This is a genomic window from Cellulosimicrobium cellulans (assembly GCF_016907755.1).
Taxonomy (GTDB): Bacteria; Actinomycetota; Actinomycetes; order Actinomycetales; family Cellulomonadaceae; genus Cellulosimicrobium; species Cellulosimicrobium cellulans_D.
This window is the reverse complement of record NZ_JAFBCN010000001.1, coordinates 1,292,973-1,312,156: the sequence shown is the minus strand read 5'-3', so window position 1 is coordinate 1,312,156 and position 19,184 is coordinate 1,292,973. Positions and strand designations below refer to the sequence as shown.

The 19,184-nt window shown below is 75.3% G+C and carries 18 protein-coding genes and 1 tRNA gene; 12 read left to right on the top strand and 7 right to left on the bottom strand.

From position 1 onward, the window contains the following. Nucleotide 1: 1 nt before the first annotated feature. Nucleotides 2–2,074: an ABC1 kinase family protein gene (locus JOE63_RS05715; RefSeq protein WP_204539820.1), complete on the bottom strand. Its 2,073-nt coding sequence runs from the start codon at nt 2,072–2,074 to the stop codon at nt 2–4. Between JOE63_RS05715 and JOE63_RS05710 the strand changes: the two genes are divergently transcribed. Next, nucleotides 2,073–2,540, top strand: coding sequence for a hypothetical protein (locus JOE63_RS05710; RefSeq protein WP_307839955.1), 468 nt, complete (start codon nt 2,073–2,075; stop codon nt 2,538–2,540). The two genes, JOE63_RS05715 and JOE63_RS05710, sit on opposite strands and share 2 nt — an antisense overlap. A 90-nt stretch (nt 2,541–2,630) precedes the next feature. On the opposite strand, the gene JOE63_RS05705 is transcribed toward JOE63_RS05710, so the two are convergent. Then, a complete protein-coding gene (locus JOE63_RS05705) occupies nt 2,631–3,131 on the bottom strand; it encodes a hypothetical protein (protein ID WP_204539817.1) in 501 nt (166 codons plus the stop codon). 111 nt (nt 3,132–3,242) lie between these two features. On the opposite strand from JOE63_RS05705, the gene JOE63_RS05700 reads away from it, so the two are divergent. The 8 genes from JOE63_RS05700 (at nt 3,243) to JOE63_RS05665 (ending at nt 12,195) form a co-directional block, all read left to right on the top strand. Next, complete coding sequence (locus JOE63_RS05700; RefSeq protein ID WP_204539814.1) at nt 3,243–4,289, top strand: LacI family DNA-binding transcriptional regulator; 1,047 nt, start codon at nt 3,243–3,245, stop codon at nt 4,287–4,289. Nucleotides 4,290–4,390: 101 nt separating this feature from the next. After that, nucleotides 4,391–5,557 (top strand): Gfo/Idh/MocA family protein, encoded by a 1,167-nt coding sequence (locus tag JOE63_RS05695; protein WP_204539811.1) that lies wholly within the window; start codon nt 4,391–4,393, stop codon nt 5,555–5,557. A gap of 86 nt (nt 5,558–5,643) precedes the next feature. Next, on the top strand, nt 5,644–6,876 hold the full coding sequence (locus JOE63_RS05690) for a dihydrodipicolinate synthase family protein (RefSeq protein WP_374059063.1): 1,233 nt from the start codon (nt 5,644–5,646) through the stop codon (nt 6,874–6,876). After that, a complete protein-coding gene (locus JOE63_RS05685) occupies nt 6,873–7,793 on the top strand; it encodes a sugar phosphate isomerase/epimerase family protein (RefSeq protein ID WP_087471110.1) in 921 nt (306 codons plus the stop codon). The genes JOE63_RS05690 and JOE63_RS05685 overlap by 4 nt, the downstream gene beginning before the upstream one ends. Nucleotides 7,794–7,986: 193 nt before the next feature. Continuing rightward, nucleotides 7,987–10,287: a heavy metal translocating P-type ATPase gene (locus tag JOE63_RS05680; protein WP_374058996.1), complete on the top strand. Its 2,301-nt coding sequence runs from the start codon at nt 7,987–7,989 to the stop codon at nt 10,285–10,287. Between the two features lie 98 nt (nt 10,288–10,385). Then, nucleotides 10,386–10,832: a hypothetical protein gene (locus tag JOE63_RS05675; protein ID WP_204539809.1), complete on the top strand. Its 447-nt coding sequence runs from the start codon at nt 10,386–10,388 to the stop codon at nt 10,830–10,832. Nucleotides 10,833–10,897: 65 nt separating this feature from the next. Next, on the top strand, nt 10,898–11,497 hold the full coding sequence (locus JOE63_RS05670) for a DUF305 domain-containing protein (protein WP_204539806.1): 600 nt from the start codon (nt 10,898–10,900) through the stop codon (nt 11,495–11,497). Between the two features lie 98 nt (nt 11,498–11,595). Continuing rightward, entirely contained in the window at nt 11,596–12,195 is a 600-nt protein-coding gene (locus JOE63_RS05665) for an alpha/beta hydrolase family protein (protein WP_204539803.1), read from the top strand. Between the two features lie 19 nt (nt 12,196–12,214). On the opposite strand, the gene JOE63_RS05660 is transcribed toward JOE63_RS05665, so the two are convergent. Then, entirely contained in the window at nt 12,215–12,757 is a 543-nt protein-coding gene (locus JOE63_RS05660) for an rRNA adenine N(6)-methyltransferase family protein (protein ID WP_087471106.1), read from the bottom strand. A 177-nt stretch (nt 12,758–12,934) separates the two neighbouring features. Between JOE63_RS05660 and JOE63_RS05655 the strand changes: the two genes are divergently transcribed. After that, a complete protein-coding gene (locus JOE63_RS05655; RefSeq protein WP_204539800.1) occupies nt 12,935–13,681 on the top strand; it encodes a hypothetical protein in 747 nt (248 codons plus the stop codon). Between the two features lie 138 nt (nt 13,682–13,819). On the opposite strand, the gene JOE63_RS05650 is transcribed toward JOE63_RS05655, so the two are convergent. The 3 genes from JOE63_RS05650 to JOE63_RS05640 all read right to left on the bottom strand — a co-directional run bounded on the left by JOE63_RS05650 (nt 13,820) and on the right by JOE63_RS05640 (nt 16,236). After that, nucleotides 13,820–13,892 (bottom strand) — tRNA-Thr (locus JOE63_RS05650). Between the two features lie 112 nt (nt 13,893–14,004). Beyond that, nucleotides 14,005–15,552, bottom strand: a complete 1,548-nt coding sequence (locus tag JOE63_RS05645; protein ID WP_307839954.1) for an alpha/beta hydrolase — start codon at nt 15,550–15,552, stop codon at nt 14,005–14,007. A 90-nt stretch (nt 15,553–15,642) separates the two neighbouring features. Then, nucleotides 15,643–16,236, bottom strand: coding sequence for a hypothetical protein (locus JOE63_RS05640; RefSeq protein WP_204539795.1), 594 nt, complete (start codon nt 16,234–16,236; stop codon nt 15,643–15,645). Between the two features lie 129 nt (nt 16,237–16,365). Here JOE63_RS05640 and JOE63_RS05635 point away from each other — a divergent pair, with 129 nt between their 5' ends. Both JOE63_RS05635 and JOE63_RS05630 read left to right on the top strand, forming a co-directional pair. Beyond that, nucleotides 16,366–17,610 (top strand): low temperature requirement protein A, encoded by a 1,245-nt coding sequence (locus tag JOE63_RS05635; protein WP_204539792.1) that lies wholly within the window; start codon nt 16,366–16,368, stop codon nt 17,608–17,610. Nucleotides 17,611–17,760: 150 nt separating this feature from the next. Continuing rightward, nucleotides 17,761–18,135, top strand: a complete 375-nt coding sequence (locus tag JOE63_RS05630; RefSeq protein ID WP_087471101.1) for an SHOCT domain-containing protein — start codon at nt 17,761–17,763, stop codon at nt 18,133–18,135. Between the two features lie 96 nt (nt 18,136–18,231). Here the strand turns inward: JOE63_RS05630 and JOE63_RS05625 are convergent, their stop codons facing one another. Beyond that, a complete protein-coding gene (locus JOE63_RS05625) occupies nt 18,232–19,128 on the bottom strand; it encodes an NAD-dependent epimerase/dehydratase family protein (RefSeq protein WP_204539789.1) in 897 nt (298 codons plus the stop codon). Nucleotides 19,129–19,184 lie beyond the last annotated feature (56 nt).

The following is a 19,184-nucleotide window of genomic DNA, read 5'->3' as shown; positions in this document are numbered from 1 at the left end:
GTCAGGGCCGGCGGCCTCCCGTCGCCGCGCCCCGGAACGCGAAGACGAGGACGCGCACCGCGAGCACGGTCCCGACGAACCCCAGCGCCGCGCCGAGGACGGCGAAGAGGCGCAGGCCCTCGACGAGCTCGGGTCCGGAGTCCGCGGAGACCAGCACGACGGCCGCCACGACGGCTGCGGCGGCGATGACGGTGGACACGACCTGCTGCACGAGGCCGGTGACGAACGCGCGGTCGTCGGGGTGGGCGAACGACCGGACGTTGACGGTGAGCCGCCCGGCCTCGACGTCGCTCGTGATCTTGGCGAGGCGCCGCGGGAGCCGTTCGAGCTCGGGCGCGAGGCCGAGGAAGAGGCTCGTCGCGCGCTCGCGCAGGCCCTCCGGCGTGACGACGCGCCGCACGAGCGGCTGCGCGGTCGCACGGGCCCCGGCGACGAGGTCGAACCCGGGGTCGATGAGGCGCAGCGTCCCCTCGAGCGACGTGAACGTGCGGAACGCGGCGGCGACCTGCGAGGGGACGGCGAGCCCCGCGTCGGTGACGAGCCGGAACAGCGCGGTGAACATCGCGCCGCTCGCGCCGGCGCCGCGGAACCGCACGATCACCTGCCCGACAGCGCGCTCCAGGCGGCGTACGTCGAGGTCCGCCGGGGCGTCGAGCAGCTCGAGCAGGGCGTCGGTCGCGGCGACGGCGTCGTCGGCGTCGACCGCGAGCAGCACGGCCGCGAGCGCCAGGCGCTCGGGCTCGCCGAGGCGTCCGACGGAGCCCATGTCGAGCAGGCCGAGGCGACCGTCGTCGGTGACGAGCACGTTGCCGGGGTGCAGGTCGGCGTGGAACGTGCCCGCGACGAGCACCTGCTCGAGCGTCGCGGTGAGGAGCCGGGACGCGAGGTCGGCGCGCACGGCGTCGTCCAGGCCCGCGAGGACGTCCGCGGCACGGCCGACGGGGACGCCGTCGAGCCGTTCCATGACGAGCAGCGTCGTGCCGGAGAGCTCGGGGTAGACCTCGGGGACGCGGACGCGCGGCCCTGCGGTCGGCTCGGCGCCGTCGGCGTCCGGCAGCGGTTCCCCCACAGCACCCCGCGCGAGCGCGGCGCGCAGCGCGAGCGTGTTCTCCAGCTCGACGGTGTAGTCGAGCTCCTCGCGCAGCGAGGCCGCGAAGCCGTCCGCGAGGTCGACGACGCCGAGCGAGCGCCCCCACGCGGTGTCGCGCTCGATGCGGCGCGCGAGCCGACCGAGGATCGCCAGGTCCGTCTCGACCTGTGCCCGCGCCCCGGGGCGCTGGACCTTGACCACGACGTCCCGCCCGTCGAGCAGGCGCGCCGCGTGCACCTGCCCGACCGACGCCGACGCGAGCGGCTCGGGCGAGAACTCCGCGAACGCCTCGTCGATCGGCTGCCCGAGCGCGTCGACGACGGCAGCCTCGACCTGCGGCCACGGCGCGGGCGGGACCTCGCTCTGGAGCGTGGCCAGGGCGTCGGCGAACGTGGCGGGGAGCAGGTCGCGGCGCGTCGACAGGACCTGGCCGAACTTCACGAACGTCACGCCCGCGTCGCTGAGGGCGTCGCGCAGCGCGGCGGCCTGGCGGCGCTGGTCGGTGCGCGAGAGCCGGGACCCGTCGGGCTGCCGCGCGCCGCGCGTGAGCGCCCCGCCGAGGCCGTGCCGGACGCCGATCGCGAGGATCTGCGCGTACCGCCGGGTCTCGCGACGCCCCTGGCGCAGTCCCCGCAGCGCGCGCCACGGGCCGGGCACCGAGCCGGTCGGTATCAGCAGCTCGAGCACGAGCAGGACGCACAGCCCCAGCACGAACGCCCAGGCGAACGCGAGGACGATCGCCACGAGCGCGACGCCGGGCGCGACGGTGAGCGTCCCGTCCGGGCGCGACCAGCCGACGTCGAGCAGGCCGTTGGTGAGCACCCACGACGTGACGGTGAGCATCGCGAGCGCCACCACGGCGGAACGGATCCAGCCGACCGCGGCCCCCATGACACGGCGTGCCGTCGCCGCGAGGAGCACGAGCATGACCACCGTGGAGACGACGCCGACGAGCCCGATGAAGAATCCGGAGACGACCTGCATGACCGTCACTCTTCCCGACGGCGCCGCGGATCACCACCACGGCGCGCTACTGGGACGGGCACCGCGCCACCGGGACGGGCACCGCGACGCCGGGCGCGGCATGATGGAGCTCCCCCGACAGGTCGGAGCCCCGATGACGAACGTCGACCTTCTCACCGACGCGCACCTCACCCACGCCCGGACCGCCCCGAACGGGCGCAGCGCCGAGGTCGTGCTGCACGACGGTCCCCTGCGTCAGACGATCCTCGCGCTGCGCGCGGGCGTCGAGCTCGGGGAGCACAACTCCCCGCCCGCGGCGTCGATCCAGGTGCTGCGCGGTCGCGTCCGCGTCACGGCGCTCGGCGAGGGCGACGTCGAGCTGGGCACCGGCGAGCTGCGCGTCCTCACGCACGAGCGGCACGCCGTGGGCGCGATCGAGGACTCCGCGTTCCTGCTCACGACGGTGACGAGCATCCCGGACGCCTGAGCGACGGCGCACGATCTCCGTCGCGCCGAACCCGGGATCTCGGGTCACCCGGGCTCGACCGTGACCGGCGACCCCGGGTTCGGCGGGTCGTCAGCGCCGCACCGCCAGCGCCGCGAGGGTGAGCGCGACGGCGTCCTCCGCGACGGCGCCCGGCCAGTCGGGGCGCGAACCGACGGCGAGGCGTCGCCACGCCGCACCGCCCCACGTCCCGACGGCGGCCCCCGCCGCGCCCGCGACCGCGGCGGCGACGACGCCCGCGGGACCCGTGCGGCGCCGGGCCAGCAGGACTCCGCCCAGCGCCCCGCTCGCGAGGCGGAACACCGGCCCGGGCGGGTCGAGGCGGCTCGGCGTCTGCGGAAGCTTGTCGCCGACCAGCTCGCCCGCGACCCCGGCAGCGGCCGTACCGCGTACGAGGACGCCGAGAGCACCCGGGCCGTCGCCCGACCCGCGAGCCCGACCTCCGACCCAGCCGCCGAGCACCGGCGCCGCGACACCGAGGCTGCTGCGCGACCCCGCGGCCACGCCGAGCGCGAGCGCCCGGGCGAGGAGCGTCGTCGTGCGGGGCGTGGGCGCTGCGTCGTCAGACGTCATGGGGTCCTCCTGCGGCTCGTCGGTGGTGCGGGGGGTGGCGGTCTCGTCGAACGTAGCCGCTCCGGGCGCGGCCCACCCGGGCTGCGGGAGCGGTCCCGCTAGCCTGGGTCCGTGCCCGGACCCACTCTGAGCGAGGTCGCGCGCGACGCCGGCGTCTCCCTCGCGACCGCCTCCCGCGCGATCAACGGGAGCGCGAACCGCACGGTGCGCCCCGACCTCCGGGAGCGGGTGCTCGCGTCGGCCCGTCGGCTGGGCTACTCACCGGACCCGAGCGCGCAGGCCATGGCGCGCGGTCGCACGACGAGCGTGGGCCTCGTAGTGCACGACATCGCGGACCCGTACTTCTCGTCCCTCGCGGCGGGGGTCGCCGACGCGGCCGACCGCGACGGGCTCATCGTCACCCTGACGAGCACACGCCACTCGCCGGAGCGCGAGCGCGCGTTCGTCGAGCTCATGGACCGGCAGCGGGCGCGGGCGGTCGTGCTGGGCGGCGGTCGGCTCGCGGAGGACGCCGACGGCGCGCTGCGGGGCGCGCTCGAGCGCTACCGCGCGTCGGGGGGCGGGGTCTCCCTCGTGGGCCAGCCGCTCGGCGACCTGCCCGCGGTGGAGATCGCCAACGCCGAGGGCGCCGCGGACCTCGCGCGCGCCCTGCACGGCCTGGGCTACCGCGCGTTCGGGGTGCTCGCCGGGCCGGGGGGCCACCGCACCGCGCTCGACCGGGCGCGCGGCTTCACCGAGGCGCTGTCCGCGCTGGGCTCGCCCGTCGCCGCGGACGCGGTCGTCGAGTGCCCGTTCACGCGCGACGGCGGCCACGGTGGGATGTGCGAGCTGCTCGACCGCGTGGGGCAGGGTCTCCGCGGCACGGGCACCCCGCCCGTCGCCGTCTTCGCGGTGAACGACGTCATGGCCGTCGGGGCGATGGCCGCGGCGCGCGAGGCGGGCCTGCGCGTCCCCGAGGACGTCGCCGTCGCGGGGTTCGACGACATCGTGACCCTGCGCGACGTCACGCCGGGACTGACGACGGTCCGCATCCCGCTCGCCGAGGTCGGGGAGCGGGCCCTGGCGCTCGCGCTCGCGGCGCCCGACGACGAGGCCGCGCCGCAGCGGGTCGTGGTCCGGGGCGAGGTCGTGCTCCGGGAGTCCACACCCTTGCTCTGACGCCTCCCTGTTGACGCGGGAAAACGGTTCCCCTACGCTCGCGGAAAGCGCATTCCGCGTCCGGCAGCCCGCCGGGCGCCCGACCGACGACGGAGTCCTCGATGACCACCACCCGAACCCTGCGGATCGCGATGAACGGCGTGACCGGCCGCATGGGGTACCGCCAGCACCTCGTCCGCTCGATCCTGCCGATCCGCGAGCAGGGCGGCGTCGAGCTCCCCGACGGCACGCGGCTCCAGGTCGAGCCGGTGCTCGTCGGGCGCAACGAGACCAGGCTCCGCGAGCTCGCCGCGCAGCACGACGTCGAGCACTGGACCACCGACCTCGACGCCGCGATCGTCGACCCGGCGACGGACGTCGTCTTCGACGCCTCGATGACCGCGCTGCGCGCCAAGACGCTGACGAAGGCCATGCAGGCCGGCAAGCACGTCTACACCGAGAAGCCGACGGCCGAGACGCTCGCCGAGGCGATCGACCTCGCCCGGCTCCGCGAGGAGACCGGGGTGACCGCCGGCGTCGTGCACGACAAGCTCTACCTGCCCGGCCTCGTCAAGCTTCGCCGGCTCGTCGACGAGGGCTTCTTCGGCCGCATCCTGTCCCTGCGCGGCGAGTTCGGCTACTGGGTGTTCGAGGGCGACCACCAGGCCGCGCAGCGCCCGTCGTGGAACTACCGCGCCGAGGACGGCGGCGGCATGACGACGGACATGTTCTGCCACTGGAACTACGTGCTCGAGGGCATCCTCGGGTCCGTCCGGACCGTCACCGCCCAGACCACGACCCACATCCCCACGCGCTGGGACGAGCAGGGCACGGAGTACGCCGCGACCGCCGACGACGCCGCGTACGGGATCTTCGGGGTCGAGACGCCGGGCGGCGACCCGGTCGTCGCGCAGATCAACTCGTCGTGGGCCGTCCGCGTCTACCGCGACGAGCTCGTCGAGTTCCAGGTGGACGGCACGCACGGCTCGGCGGTCGCCGGGCTGCGCCGGTGCGTCGCGCAGCAGCGCGCCCACACGCCCAAGCCCGTCTGGAACCCCGACCTGCCCGTCACCGAGCCGTTCCGCGACCAGTGGCTCGACGTCCCCGCGAACGCCGACCTCGACAACGGCTTCAAGGCCCAGTGGGAGGAGTTCCTGCGCGACGTCGCCGCCGAACGCCCGCACCGCTACGACCTGCTCTCCGCGGCGCGCGGCGTCCAGCTCGCCGAGCTGGGACTGCGCTCGTCGGCGGAGGGCCGCCGCCTCGACGTGCCGGAGATCGTGCTGTGAGCGCGCCGACCGCGCACGCTTCCACGCACACGACCTCGCCGCTCCCCGGCGCGCGCGAGCTGCGCGACCGCGACGGCAGCGGCGCCGTGGTGCGCCTGCCCCGCTTCACCGACGACGGCCGCGTCGCTGGGACCGAGGTGCGCGAGCTGCTCGTCCCCGGTCCGTGGACGACGCCGTCCGCCCCCTTCACGTCGCGCGTCGCCTTCGCGGCGGCGCACGTCGTGCCGCAGGTGGGCGCGGAGAACGTGCCCGGCGCGCCCGCCGTCGTCGACTGGGACACGACGCTCGCCTACCGCCACCGGCTCTGGGAGCACGGGCTGGGCGTCGCCGACGCGATGGACACCGCCCAGCGCGGCATGGGCCTCGACTGGGCCGCGACCCAGGAGCTCGTGCGGCGCTCGGCGGCCGAGGCGCGGACCGTCGGCGGTCGGGTCGCGTGCGGCGCGGGCACCGACCAGCTCGACCCCGCCGTCGTCGCGGGGTGGGAGCCGGGCGACCCCGCCGCGCTCGCCGCCGTCACCGACGCCTACCGCGAGCAGGTGCGCGTGGTCCAGGACGCCGGCGCCCAGGTGATCGTCATGGCGTCGCGCGCGCTCGCCCGCGTCGCCCGCTCCCCCGAGGAGTACGCGCGCGTCTACGACGCCGTGCTCGCCGAGGCCGAGGCGCCCGTGATCCTGCACTGGCTCGGCACGATGTTCGACCCTGCGCTCGCCGGCTACTGGGGCACGTGCGACGACGTCGCCGCGGCCACCGACGTGTTCGTCGACCTGGTCCGCGCCCACCAGGGCCGCGTCGACGGCGTGAAGGTGTCGCTGCTCGACGCCGGGCACGAGAAGGACCTGCGGGCCCGCCTCGCCGTGCTCGACCCGGGCGCCGGCCCGGCCGCGCCAGGCCCCGTCCGTCTCTACACGGGCGACGACTTCAACTACCCGGAGCTCGTGGTCGGCGACGGCCGGGCGCACTCGGACGCGCTGCTCGGCATCTTCGCGGCGATCTACCCGGCCGCATCGACGGCGCTCGGCGCGCTCGACGCCGGGCACCCGGACCGCGCGCACGCGATCCTCGCGTCGACCGAGGCGCTGGGGCGCCACGTGTTCACCGCGCCGACGTACTACTACAAGACGGGGATCGCGTTCCTGTCGTGGCTCAACGGCACGCAGCCCGCGTTCCAGATGGTCGGCGGCCTGCAGTCGGGGCGCTCGGTCGCGCACCTCGTCGCGCTCGTCCGGCTCGCGGACCGCGCCGGGCTCCTGCTCGCCCCGGACCTCGCCGCGCGTCGCACGCGCGCGTTCCTCGAGGCGAACGGGGCGGCGTCGTGACCAGCGCGTCGTCCGGGGCCCGGAACGCGCCCGACCTCTCGCGCTGCTCGCTCAACACCGCGACGGTCAAGCGCGCGACGCTCGAGGAGGCGGTCGGTCTCGCCGCCGAGGCGGGCTACGGCGCCGTCGGGCTGTGGCGCGACCGCGTCCAGGAGATCGGCGCCGAGCGCGCCGCGCAGGTCGTCGCCGGCGCCGGGCTGCGCGTCTCCTCGCTGTGCCGGGGCGGGTTCCTCACGGCGACCGGCGCGGACGACGTCGCCGCGGCGCTCGACGACAACCGGCGCGCGATCGAGGAGGCGTCCACGGTCGGGACGCGCGAGCTCGTGCTCGTCGTCGGCGGTCTCCCCGCGAACGGCACGCCCGGGCAGGGGCCGCGGCCCGGTGCCGGACCGGCCGACCGCGACCTCGTCGCCGCGCGCGGCCGGGTGGCCGACCGGCTCGCCGACCTCGCCCCGTTCGCCGCGGACCACGGCGTGCGGCTCGTGCTCGAGGCGCTGCACCCGATCTTCGCGGCGGACCGCGCCGTGCTCTCGACCCTCGGCCAGGCCCTCGACCTCGCCGCGCCGTTCGACCCGGCGGTCGTCGGCGTCGTCGTGGACACGTACCACGTGTGGTGGGACCCGGACCTGCGGTCGAGCGTCGCGCGTGCCGGGAGCGAAGGGCGCATCGCGGGCTACCAGGTGTGCGACTGGGTCCTCCCGCTCGCGGCCGACCCGCTGCTCTCGCGCGGCCACGTGGGCGACGGGTACGTCGACTTCGCGACGATCACCCGCTGGGTCGCCGAGACCGGGTACGCGGGCGACGTCGAGACCGAGATCTTCCGGCAGGAGATCTGGGACGACGACCCGCGCCGCGTCGTCGCGACCGTGGCCGACCGCTACGCCCGCCACGTCCTGCCGCACCTCACCGGCTCCTGACCGGCACGCACCCCGACCAGGCCCGTCCAGGTCCACCACCCCGCAGCCCGTGCGCTGCTCGGCCCTCCCGCCGAGCGACGCACGGGCTGTGCTGCGTCGGCCCACGACACCCCCGAGGGGTTGACGAATCGGACATGACGGTGCATGATCGTGAGCAGAGCATACCCCCTAGGGGTATCTGGGAGGAGGAACGGTGGACCACCGTACGGAGCATGACCACGGGCACGGGCCCGGTCCGGGCACCGACGCCGCGCACCAGGGGTCGCACGCCCACGACGGCGGGCACGCCCCCGCCGCGCACGCGCCGACCCACGACCACGCGCAGCACGACCACGCCGCGCACGCCGGGCACGACGTGTCAGACGGCGGGGCGCGCGCCGGGCACGACATGTCCGGCCACGGCGACCACGCCGGGCACGACATGTCCGGCCACGGGGGCCACGGCGACCACGTCGGGCAGTTCCGCCGTCTGTTCTGGGTCATGCTCGTCCTCGCGGTGCCCACCGTCGCGCTGAGCCCGATGTTCGCGATGCTCCTCGGCTACGACCTGCCCGACGCGGCGTGGCTCCCCTGGGTCTCGCCCGTGCTCGGCACGGTGATCTTCTTCTGGGGCGGACGGCCGTTCCTCACGGGTGCGGTGAGCGAGCTCCGCGGCCGCAAGCCGGGGATGATGACGCTCATCTCGCTCGCGATCACGGTCGCGTTCGTGTCGTCGCTCGGGTCGAGCCTCGGGCTGCTCGCGCACGAGCTGGACGTGTGGTGGGAGCTCGCGCTCCTCGTCGTCATCATGCTGCTCGGCCACTGGCTCGAGATGCGCTCGCTCGCCCAGACGGCGTCGGCGCTCGACTCGCTCGCCGCGCTCCTGCCGGACGAGGCCGAGCGCGTCGCGGAGGACGGGTCTGTCACGACGGTCCCGCCGACCGACCTGCGCGTGGGCGATCTCGTCGTCGTCCGCCCGGGCGGGCGTGTCCCCGCGGACGGCGAGGTCGCGTCCGGGTCCGCGGACGTCGACGAGTCGATGATCACCGGGGAGTCGCGGCCCGTGCGCCGCACCGTCGGGGACGCCGTCGTCGCCGGGACCGTCGCGACGGACGACGCGCTGCGCGTGCGGATCACGGCCGTGGGCGAGGACACCGCGCTCGCAGGCATCCAACGGCTCGTCGCCGACGCCCAGGCGTCCTCGACCAAGACCCAGCGCCTCGCCGACCGCGCCGCCGGCTGGCTGTTCTGGTACGCGCTCGGCGCGGCCGCCCTGACGATCGGCCTGTGGCTCGTCTTCGGCACGCCCGAGCAGGCACTGATCCGCGCGATCACCGTGCTCGTCATCGCGTGCCCCCACGCCCTGGGCCTCGCGATCCCGCTCGTCGTGTCGCTCTCGACCGAGCGCGCCGCGAAGGCCGGCGTCCTGGTGAAGGACCGCCTCGCGCTGGAGCGCATGCGCACGGTGGACACCGTCCTGTTCGACAAGACGGGGACGCTGACCGCGGGCGAGCCGGTCGTCGCGCACCTCGCCACCGCGGGCGGCACGACCGAGGACGAGCTCCTCGCGCTCGCCGCCGCGGCCGAGGCCGACAGCCAGCACCCGCTGGCGCGGGCGATCGTGCGCGCGGCGGAGGAGCGCAGCGGACGCGGCCTCGTCGTCCCGCAGGCGACCGGCTTCCGGTCGCTCACCGCGGTCGGCGTCGAGGCGACGGTCCCCACGCCGGACGGCGCCCGGCGCGTGGCGGTCGGCGGTCCCGCGCTCCTGCGCGAACGCGGCCTCGACCCGCTCCCCGACGCCGAGGCGTGGGCGCACGACGGCGCGACCGTCCTGCACGTGGTGGTCTCTCCCGACGTCGCGGGTGCGGACGCGGACGCGCGCCACGAGCACGGTCACGAGCACGCGACGGACGAGGTCGTGGGGGCGTTCGCCCTCGCCGACGCGATCCGCCCCAAGTCGCGCGAGGCGGTCGACGCCCTGCACCGGCGCGGCATCAAGGTCGTCATGATCACGGGCGACGCCGAGCCGGTGGCTCGGGCGGTCGGGCGCGAGCTGGGCATCGACCAGGTGTTCGCAGGCGTGCGCCCCGAGGACAAGGACGCGAAGGTCGCGGAGCTCCAGCACGACGGCCGCGTCGTCGCGATGGTCGGCGACGGCGTCAACGACGCCCCGGCGCTCGCGCAGGCGGACGTCGGCATCGCGATCGGCGCCGGGACGGACGTCGCGATCGCGTCGGCCGGGGTCATCCTCGCGAGCTCCGACCCGCGCGCGGTCCTGTCGATCATCGAGCTGTCGCACGCCTCGTACCGCAAGATGCAGCAGAACCTGTGGTGGGCCGCGGGCTACAACATCGCGGCCGTGCCGCTCGCGGCGGGCGTGCTCGCCCCGGTCGGGTTCGTCATGCCGATGGCGGTGGGCGCGATCCTCATGTCCGCGTCGACGGTCATCGTGGCGCTCAACGCGCAGCTCCTGCGCCGCATCGACCTCGACCCGGCGCGGCTCGCGTCCCGGTGATCCCCGCGCCGACCACGAGGTTGCTGTCGTTCTCCGCACGAGAACGACAGCAACCCCGTGCTCGCGGGCGAGCAAGGTCGTGGTCGGCGGTCGCGCTCGTGGGCCTGCTGGCGGCCGCCGTGCTGTGGATGCACGTCCTGGCGGGCAGCAGCTCGCACCACGGCGTCGCGCTGCCCGACGTCGGCTCCGGGCACGGCGGTCCGGTCACCCTCCTCGACGGCCCGACGGCGTCAGGCGGCACCTTCACCGAGGACGGCGAGCCCCCGCACGCCGCCACCACGCTCGGCCAGGACGACGGCACACCGGCCTCCGGGACAGCCTCCGGGACAGGTCCGGTCCTCTCGGCCGGCGCGGACGCGCCCGGCGGCGCGGGGCCGCTGTGCCTCATGGTGCTCGTCGCGCTGGTGACGCTCGCCGCACGGGTCGCGCTGCGCCGTCGGGCACCGTGGCCCCCGACGCGCGGCGACGTGCCCCTCCACCACCTGCGGGCCGCGCTCCCGGACCGCCCGCCCGACCTCCACGCGCTGGGGATCAGCAGGACGTAGGCCGACATCGGCCCCGTCCTGGGCGCCGTCGTGCGCCCGCTGCACCCCACGAACGGAGATCGACCATGACACGCACCGTCCGCACGACCCTCGCCGCGCTCGCGCTCGGCACCACGCTCGCCCTGGCGGGCTGCTCCGACGCCGGCACCGGAGACGCCGGCGGGCAGCCCGCGGGCACGCCCACGAGCACCGCGCCCGCGAGCGCCGCGACGGCGTCCGACGCCGACGTGATGTTCGCGCAGATGATGATCCCGCACCACGAGCAGGCCGTGGAGATGTCCGCGATCGTGCTCGCGAAGGACGGTGTCGACGAGCGCGTCGTCGCCCTCGCCGAGCAGATCGAGGCCGCGCAGGCCCCGGAGGTCGAGCAGATGACCGCGATGCTCGAGCGCTGGGGCGCCGACCCGTCCGGCGGCGACCACGCCGGGCACATGGGCGGCATGCTCGACGACGGCGCGCTCGCCGCGCTCGAGGCCGCGCCCGCCGAGGAGGCCCAGCGTCTCTTCCTGGAGGGCATGGTCGAGCACCACGAGGGCGCCGTCGCCATGGCGCAGGACGTCCTCGCCGACGGCGAGGACCCCGAGGTGCTGGCGCTCGCGGAGGAGATCGTCGCGGCGCAGCAGGAGGAGATCGACGCGATGCGCTCACTGCTGACCGAGCTCTGACCCGCCGAGCACGACGTAGGTGTCGTTCTGAACGCCTTCGCGACACCTACGTCGTGCTCGACCGCGAGGAACGTCGTGCTCGCTGCGAGACTGGGCGGGTGACCACGACGCACCCCGCCGACCGGCCCGCCACCGGCGTCCTGCTCACGCCGGGCGCCGGCGCGAGCCGCGACCACCGCGCGCTCGTCGCGATCGACGAGGCGCTCGCCGCGCTCGACCCGCCCGTGCCGGTGCGACGCGTGGACTTCCCGTACCGGATCGCGGGCAGGCGGATGCCGGACCGCCCGCCCGTCGCGATCGCCCACGTGCGCGCGGAGGCGGAGTCGTTCGCCGCCGAGCTCGGCACGACGACGGACCGCCTCGTGCTCGGCGGCCGCTCGTACGGCGGGCGCATGTGCTCGATGGCCGTCGCCGAGGGCCTGCCCGCGGCCGGGCTCGCGCTCGTCAGCTACCCCCTGCACCCGCCGGGCAAGCCCGAGCGCCTGCGCACCGAGCACTTCCCCGACCTGCGCGTGCCCATACTGCTCGTGTCGGGGCGCACGGACCCGTTCGCGACCCCCGACGAGCTCACCGAGCACGCCGCCGCGATCCCCGGCCCGGTCACCCGCGTCGAGCTGCCGGGCGCGCACGACCTCAAGGGACAGGACGCCGCGGTGTGCGACGCGCTCGTCGCGTGGCTCGCGACGCTCGGCTCCTGACAGCGCCCGCAGGGGACCCTCAGCGCCGCCCGCGCCGGACGCGGAGCACGGCCGCGTCGACGCGCGGCGGCGGTCGGAACGCCGAGCGCGGCACCGACCGCCCGACCTCGACGGCCCAGCCCCGCGCGGCGCGCCCCGCCGTGCCCTCGCCCGCGGCGATGCGCCGAGCGGCCTGCCGCTGCACGACGACGTCCGCCGCCACGAGCGCCGAGCCGCGCGCGAGCACGCGGGTGAGCAGGGGCGACGTCAGTCCGAACGGCGGGTTCGCGACGACGCGGAACGGGCGGTGCGGCAGGCGCAGGTCGGCGAGGTCGACCTCGAGGACCGTCACGTCCGCACCGGCGAACCGCTCGCGCAGGGCGCGGGCGCGGCGCGGGTGCAGCTCGACGGCGAGGACTCGCGCGCCCGCGGCCACGAGGTGCCGCGTGAGCGCCCCGTCCCCCGCCCCGAGATCGAGGACGAGCTGACCGGGACGCACCCCGGCGTCGTCGACCACGCGCGCGGCGTGCTCAGCGGTGAGCGGGTGCCATCCCCACTCGCGTCGCGTGCCCGGCCCGGCCACGACGCACCATCGTCATCAGGAACATGGCGGCCACGCTAGGACCCCACGAGCGTCGTCGTCGAGCGATTTGTCCGGGCTCGCGACTCGGTTCTCCGGCGGCTTCCCCACAGCTTTCCGACGGCGAGCCAGGACTGCGTACGATGTGCCGCGGACCACGCCCGAGCCGACCCGGAGGTGATGATGCGCGCCGCTGGCCGACTGCTCGCGCTCGCGACCCTGGGGGTCGTCACGACGGCGCTCGCCGCGTCCCCGGCGGTGGCTGCCGACCGCGACGGCGGCGGCGGGCTCACCGTCACCGTCGACACCGTGTCCTTCGACGCGAGCCGCCTGCACGAGGGACCGGGGTGGCTCGGGTACGTCGTGACCAAGCCCGACGGGTCGCACGCACGCAACCTCGGCGACAGCTACTCGAGCGAGGACGCCGCGGACGGCGTGCTGGAGCTCGACGTCCCGCGGCGCGGGCAGTACAGCGACGGGTACTGCATCAGCTGGGTCCTGGTGACGGGCATCGACCGGCAGTACGCGGGGTGGAACGGCGACGCCGCCGTCTGCACGACCGCCGCCACGCCCCCACCGACGACGCCGCCGCCTGCGCCCGCGACGGAGGCGCCCGTCGAGGCACCGGCGGTCGAGGCGCCGGCGCCGGTCGTCGAGGCGCCCGTCGAGACCGCGGAGGCGCCCGCGCCGGAGGTCACGGAGGAGCCGACGCAGGAGCCGACGACCGAGACCCCCGTCGATCCCTCGCCCGAGCCCACGACGCCGCGGCCCGAGCCCTCGCGGACGCCCCTGACGTCCGCGGCAGAACGCATGGCCCCTCCGCAGCCCGCGGAGGAGACGTTCCCGACGCTCGCCGTCGTCGGCGTCGGCGGGCTCGTCGCCGCGGCGGCGGGTGGCGCGATCCTGCTCCTGCGCCGCGTCGGCTGAGCCGCCGCGCTCAGCGCGTGACCCTGCGCCGGTGGCGGTGCCCGGCAGGGCGAGGGGCCCGCGAGCGGGACGGCGCACCGCCCCCAGGAACGACGAAGCCCTGACCAGCGTTTTCGCTGGTCAGGGCTTCGATGTCGGAGCCGCCTATCGGAATCGAACCGATGACCTATTCATTACGAGTGAATCGCTCTACCGACTGAGCTAAGGCGGCATGCTACGTCCCGGTCCGCTCCGCGAACCGCTGGCAACGAGCGCCTACTGTACCCAACGACCGGGCCAGATTCCAAAGCGGCCTCGTCGGCCGCCGCCGGGCGCCCTCGGCGTCAGCAGCGCAGGCCGTCCTCGGGCACCGTCCCGTCCACGAGATAGGCGTCGACGGCGTCGCCCACGCACGCGTTGGAGCGGCCGTAGGCGGTGTGCCCCTCGCCCTCCCACGTGAGCAGGACGGCCGAGTCGAGCGTGTCCGCGAGGCCCTCGGCCCAGACGTACGGGGTGGCGGGGTCGTTGGTCGTCCCGATGACGACGATCGGCGCGGCGCCCTCGGCGTGGAGGTCGAACTCCTGCTCCGCCACGGGGTACGCCCAGCCGTCGCACGTGAGGCCGCCGAACGCGAAGAAGGAGCCCATGGTGGGCGCCGCCTCCTCGAGGCGCTCGAGCTGGGCCTGCATCGCGTCGGGGTCGTCGTCCTGGCGCCCGTCGAGGCAGTTGACCGCGCGGAACGCCTCCGACGAGTTGGACGAGTACGTCCCGTCGGGGTTGCGGTCGTTGTAGAAGTCGGCCAGGTAGAGCAGCAGGTTGCCCGTGCCCTCCTCGAACGCCTCCGTGAGCGCCTGCGTGAGCACCGGCCAGCTCTGGTCGTTGTAGAGCGTGACGGCGACGCCGTAGAAGCCGAGCGTCTGCGTCACGCGGCGGTCGGAGTCGGTCGGCAGCGGGTTCGCCTTCGCGGCGTCGAGGAGCGAGCGGATCTGCCGCATCCCCGCGTCGGCGTCACCGCGCAGCGGGCACTCGCCCCCGGCCTGGCAGTCCTCGACGTAGGCGCGCAGGGCGTTCTCGAAGCCGACGGCCTGCTGCTCGGAGATCGTGTCGGGGTCGAGGCTCGTGTCGATCGCGCCGTCGAGCACGAGGCGCCCGACCTTGTCCGGGAACAGCCCCGCGTACGTCGCGCCGAGCTGCGTGCCGTAGGAGTAGCCGAGGTAGGCGAGCTTCTCGTCGCCGAGCACGGCCCGCAGCATGTCCATGTCGCGCGCGGCGCTCTGCGTGTCGACCTGGCCGAGCAGGTCGCCCGTGTTCTCGGCGCACGCGTCGGCCCAGGCGCGCCGGTCCTCCGCGAGCGCCTCGAGCCCCGCCTCGTCGGTGTCGAAGTCGCGGGACAGCGACTCGTCCTTCGCCGCGTCGTCGAGGCACACGACGGGCGAGGACTGGCCGACGCCCCGCGGGTCGAACCCGACGAGGTCGTACGCCGCGCTGACGCGCTCGCCGACCGTCGGGGCGAGGGTCGTGATGAAGTCGATCCCCGAGGCCCCGGGCCCGCCCGGGTTGGTGAGGAGCGACCCGATGCGCTCCCCCGTCGCGGGCTGCCGCTTGACCGCGAGCTCGATCTCGCCCGCCGCCGGGTCCTGCCACGAGAGCGGGGCGCGCGCGGTCGCGCACTCCCATCCCGCGCCGCAGTCCTCCCACGCGAGGCTCTGGCCGTAGAAGTCCTCGAAGCCCTCCGGCCCGGTCTCGCCCGTGCCGGACGCGGAGGTCGCGACGTCGTCCACGGGGGTCTGCTGCTTGGGCGGCACCGAGCACGCGCCCAGGACGAGGGCCAGCACGAGGGTCGCGGCGCCGGCCAGGGAACGTCGAGCAGCGCGGGAGAGGGGCGTCGTCACCCGCACACGGTAGCCGCTCCCCCGGCGCGCGCAGGACGGTCCCGCCGGGGCGGGACCGTCCTTTCACGCGCTCTTCACCGCAGGGGGTGACTACTCCTCGACCCAGGCCGACTCGCCGGTCGTGCCGTCCGCCGCGGGCGGGACGACGACGGTCCCGCGGTCGCCCAGCACGACGCTCACCTCGCCGCTCGCGTCGACGTCGTCGGGCACCCCGACCACCGAGGTGGCCGGCACGTAGTCCATCGTGCACGGCGTGTCCGGGGCGATCTCGACGAACGTCACGACGACGTCGCTGCCCTCGACCGCGGCGTCGTCCTCCGCGAGCACGGGACACGTGCTCGACCCGTACGTCACGACGAACAGCAGACCGGGCTCGGCGCTCCACGCGGCGCCCGTCCCGCCCTCGGTCGGCGCGTCGACGCCGGGCGGCAGGCCCATGCCGTGCGCGCCCGCCACGACGTCCATCGTCCCGGCGTCGGGCAGGCCCTCCTCGTCGGAGGCGTCGTCCGACGGCTCCTCGGACGCGTCGTCGCTCGGCTCGGTGGACTCCCCAGAGGCGGACGTGTCGTCCCCGCCGCCGTCGGTCTCGGAGGCGCACGCCCCCAGCAGGCCGACGGCGAGGACGAGCGAGAGCGCGGACGCGGTGCGAGCCGTCCGGGAGACGGGGCGACGGACGGGGACCATGAGCACTCCTCGGTGGGCGACGGTGGCGCGACCATCGTGGGCCCTGGTGGGCGGTCGTGCGCGGCGAACCGCGACGCGCCGGGCGATCGTGACCGGACGGTGACCCGGCGCCGGTGGGAGCATCCCACCATGGACGCTCCGCTCCCGACGCCCGGCACCGGGCCCGCCCCTCTGCCCTGGGGACTGCGCACGGACCTCCGGCGGCACGGCGACGGCGGCGACTCGAGCCGCGTCGGCTACGTCGAGCTCTTCTTCGACCTCGTGTTCGTCTTCGCGGTCACGCAGCTCTCGCACGGCCTCATCGCCCACCCGGGGGCGGAGACGCTCGCGCACACGCTCGTCCTGGGCGTGGCGGTGTGGTGGGTGTGGGTCTTCACGATGTGGGCCACCAACTGGCTCGACCCCGAGCGCGTCCCCGTGCGGACGATGCTCGTCGTCCTCATGCTGCTCGGCCTCGTGCTCGCGAGCGCCATCCCCGAGGCGTTCGGCGACAAGGCCCTGCTGTTCGCGGTGATGCTCGTGACGATGCAGGTGGGGCGGAGCGTGTTCGTGCTGGTCGCCCTGGGCCGGGTCTGGCCGGAGAACGCGGTGAACTTCGTCCGCATCACCACGTGGTTCGTCGTCTCGGGCAGCCTGTGGATCACGGGGGCGCTCGTCGAAGAGCAGCGGCTCGTGCTGTGGGCGGTCGCGTGCGCGATCGACCTGGCGGGCCCGCGCGCGATGTTCTGGCTGCCGTGGCTCGGCGCGTCGCGTGCGAGCACGTGGGTCGTGCGGGGCGAGCACATGGCCGAGCGCGTGAGCCTGTTCGTCATCATCTGCCTGGGCGAGTCGATCATCGTCACGGGCGCGGCGTTCGCGGAGCTGCCGCTCGACGCGACGACCGTGTCCGCGTTCTGCTCCGCGTTCGCGAGCACGGTGCTCATGTGGCTGCTCTTCTTCGACCGCTCCGAGCGGCGCGCGACCGAGTACTTCACGTCGCGCGACGAGCGCGGCATGGTGGCGCAGACGGCGTACACGTACGTGCCGTTCGTCATCGTCGCCGGGATCGTGCTCACGGCGGTCGCGGACGAGCTGGTCCTGCTGCACCCGCTGGGTCACGACGGCGCGGGTCACGCCGACGCGTGGACCGCCGCGCTCGTGTGCGGGGCGGCGGCGACCTACCTGGTCGGCAACGCGCTGTTCCGCCGCGCGGCCGGCGGCCCGTGGTCCTTCCCGCACCTGCTCGGCGCCGCGGCGGTCGGCGCGCTCTACGCGACGCACCTCTGGCTCACGCCGCTCGCGCTCAACTGGGTCACCGACGGCATCCTGCTCGCCGTCATCGTCGGCGACGTCGTGCGGGCTCGTCGTCGGGTGACGGCGGAGGAGCCCGGGTGATCCGCCCCGAGAGACGAGGTACGGCCCGTTCGTGCGCTTCACCCGGCTTTCGCCGGGCGCGAACCCCCCATCGTCGCTAGGTTCGCCCTGTTGGTGCGCGGCAGCCGGCCGTGCTCCGGGTACGGGGATCCGTCGAGAAAGGGCGCGACCGTGGACTTCTGGGACTTCTTCTGGCTCCTCGTCTGGAGCTTCTTCTTCATCGCCTACCTCATCGTGCTCTTCCAGATCATCGCGGACCTGTTCCGTGACCGTGAGCTCTCGGGCTGGTGGAAGGCCGTGTGGATCATCTTCCTCATCTTCCTGCCGATCCTGACGTCGCTCGTCTACCTCATCGCCCGCGGGCGCGGGATGGCGGAGCGGCAGGCGGCGGCTGTCGTCCAGGCGAAGCAGGACACCGACGCGTACATCCGCCAGGTCGCGACCACGTCGCCGGCCGAGCAGATCACGCACGCCAAGTCGCTCCTCGACTCCGGGGCGATCACGCCCGAGGAGTTCGCACAGCTCAAGGCGAAGGCGCTCGCCTGACGGACGTCACACGACCGGACGGGCCGGTCGCACCCGCGTGCGGGTGCGACCGGCCCGTCTCACGTTCGAGGCACGTCCCGGCGGCGTGAGCGTGCGTCAGGCGCGCGCCGCGGCCTCGGGCGCGTAGGAGCCGCTCTCCAGCTCCACGAGCAACGGCTCCCGGACCGGGTTCCACCCGAGCTCGGCCGAGCGCACGGCGCGCGTCTCCTGGTCCAGCAGCAACGCGTCCGCGAACGGTGCCCCGAACCGCTCGCGCGTCGCCTCCACCGACTGCGGCACGACGACGCCGCCCAGCCCCGCTGCCCGGCTCGCCGCCTCGGCGAGGGCCCGGACCGTCGGGTGCTCCGCCGTCGTCCCGAGCAGGTGGCCGCGCGCTCCCTGCTCCAGCGCGAGCGCGTAGAGCACCGCGAGGTCGTCGACGTGCACGACCGACCAGTGCTGCGCCCCGTCGCCCACGAGCGCGAGGCCCGTGCCCTCCGGGCCGTCCACGCGCGGCGCGCCCGACACGAGCGCGGGGATCCCGCGTCCGTCCCCGTAGACGACGCCCGGCGCGACGACCGACGCCACGACGTCCGAGGCGAGCAGCAGCTCCTCCACGGCGACGCGCCACGCGACGATCGCGGGCGGGTCGGTCGGCGAGCTCTCCGCGGCCGCGCCGCTGCCCCACTTCCACACCCCGCTCGTGTGCACGAACGGCTTGGTCGTCCCGCCGAACGCACGCGTGACCGCCTCGACGACCGTGCGGTCGAGGGTCTCGCTCGTCCCGTCGCCGGGCGCGGCGGCGTGGACCGCGCCGTCCGCGCGGTCGAGGACGGCGACGAGCGCGTCCGCGTCGTACGCGTCCACCTGGACGGGGGTCGCCCCGGCGTCGGCGACGGCCGCGGCGGACGCCTCGGAGCGCACGAGCGCGGTCACCTCGTGCCCGCGGCCGCGCAGCTCGCGCAGCACGGCCGACCCGACGAACCCGGTCCCCCCGGTGAGCAGCACCTGCATGTCGTACCTCCCGTGTCGTGGCCGGTCGGCGACCGGTCCGGACGGCACGGTATCTC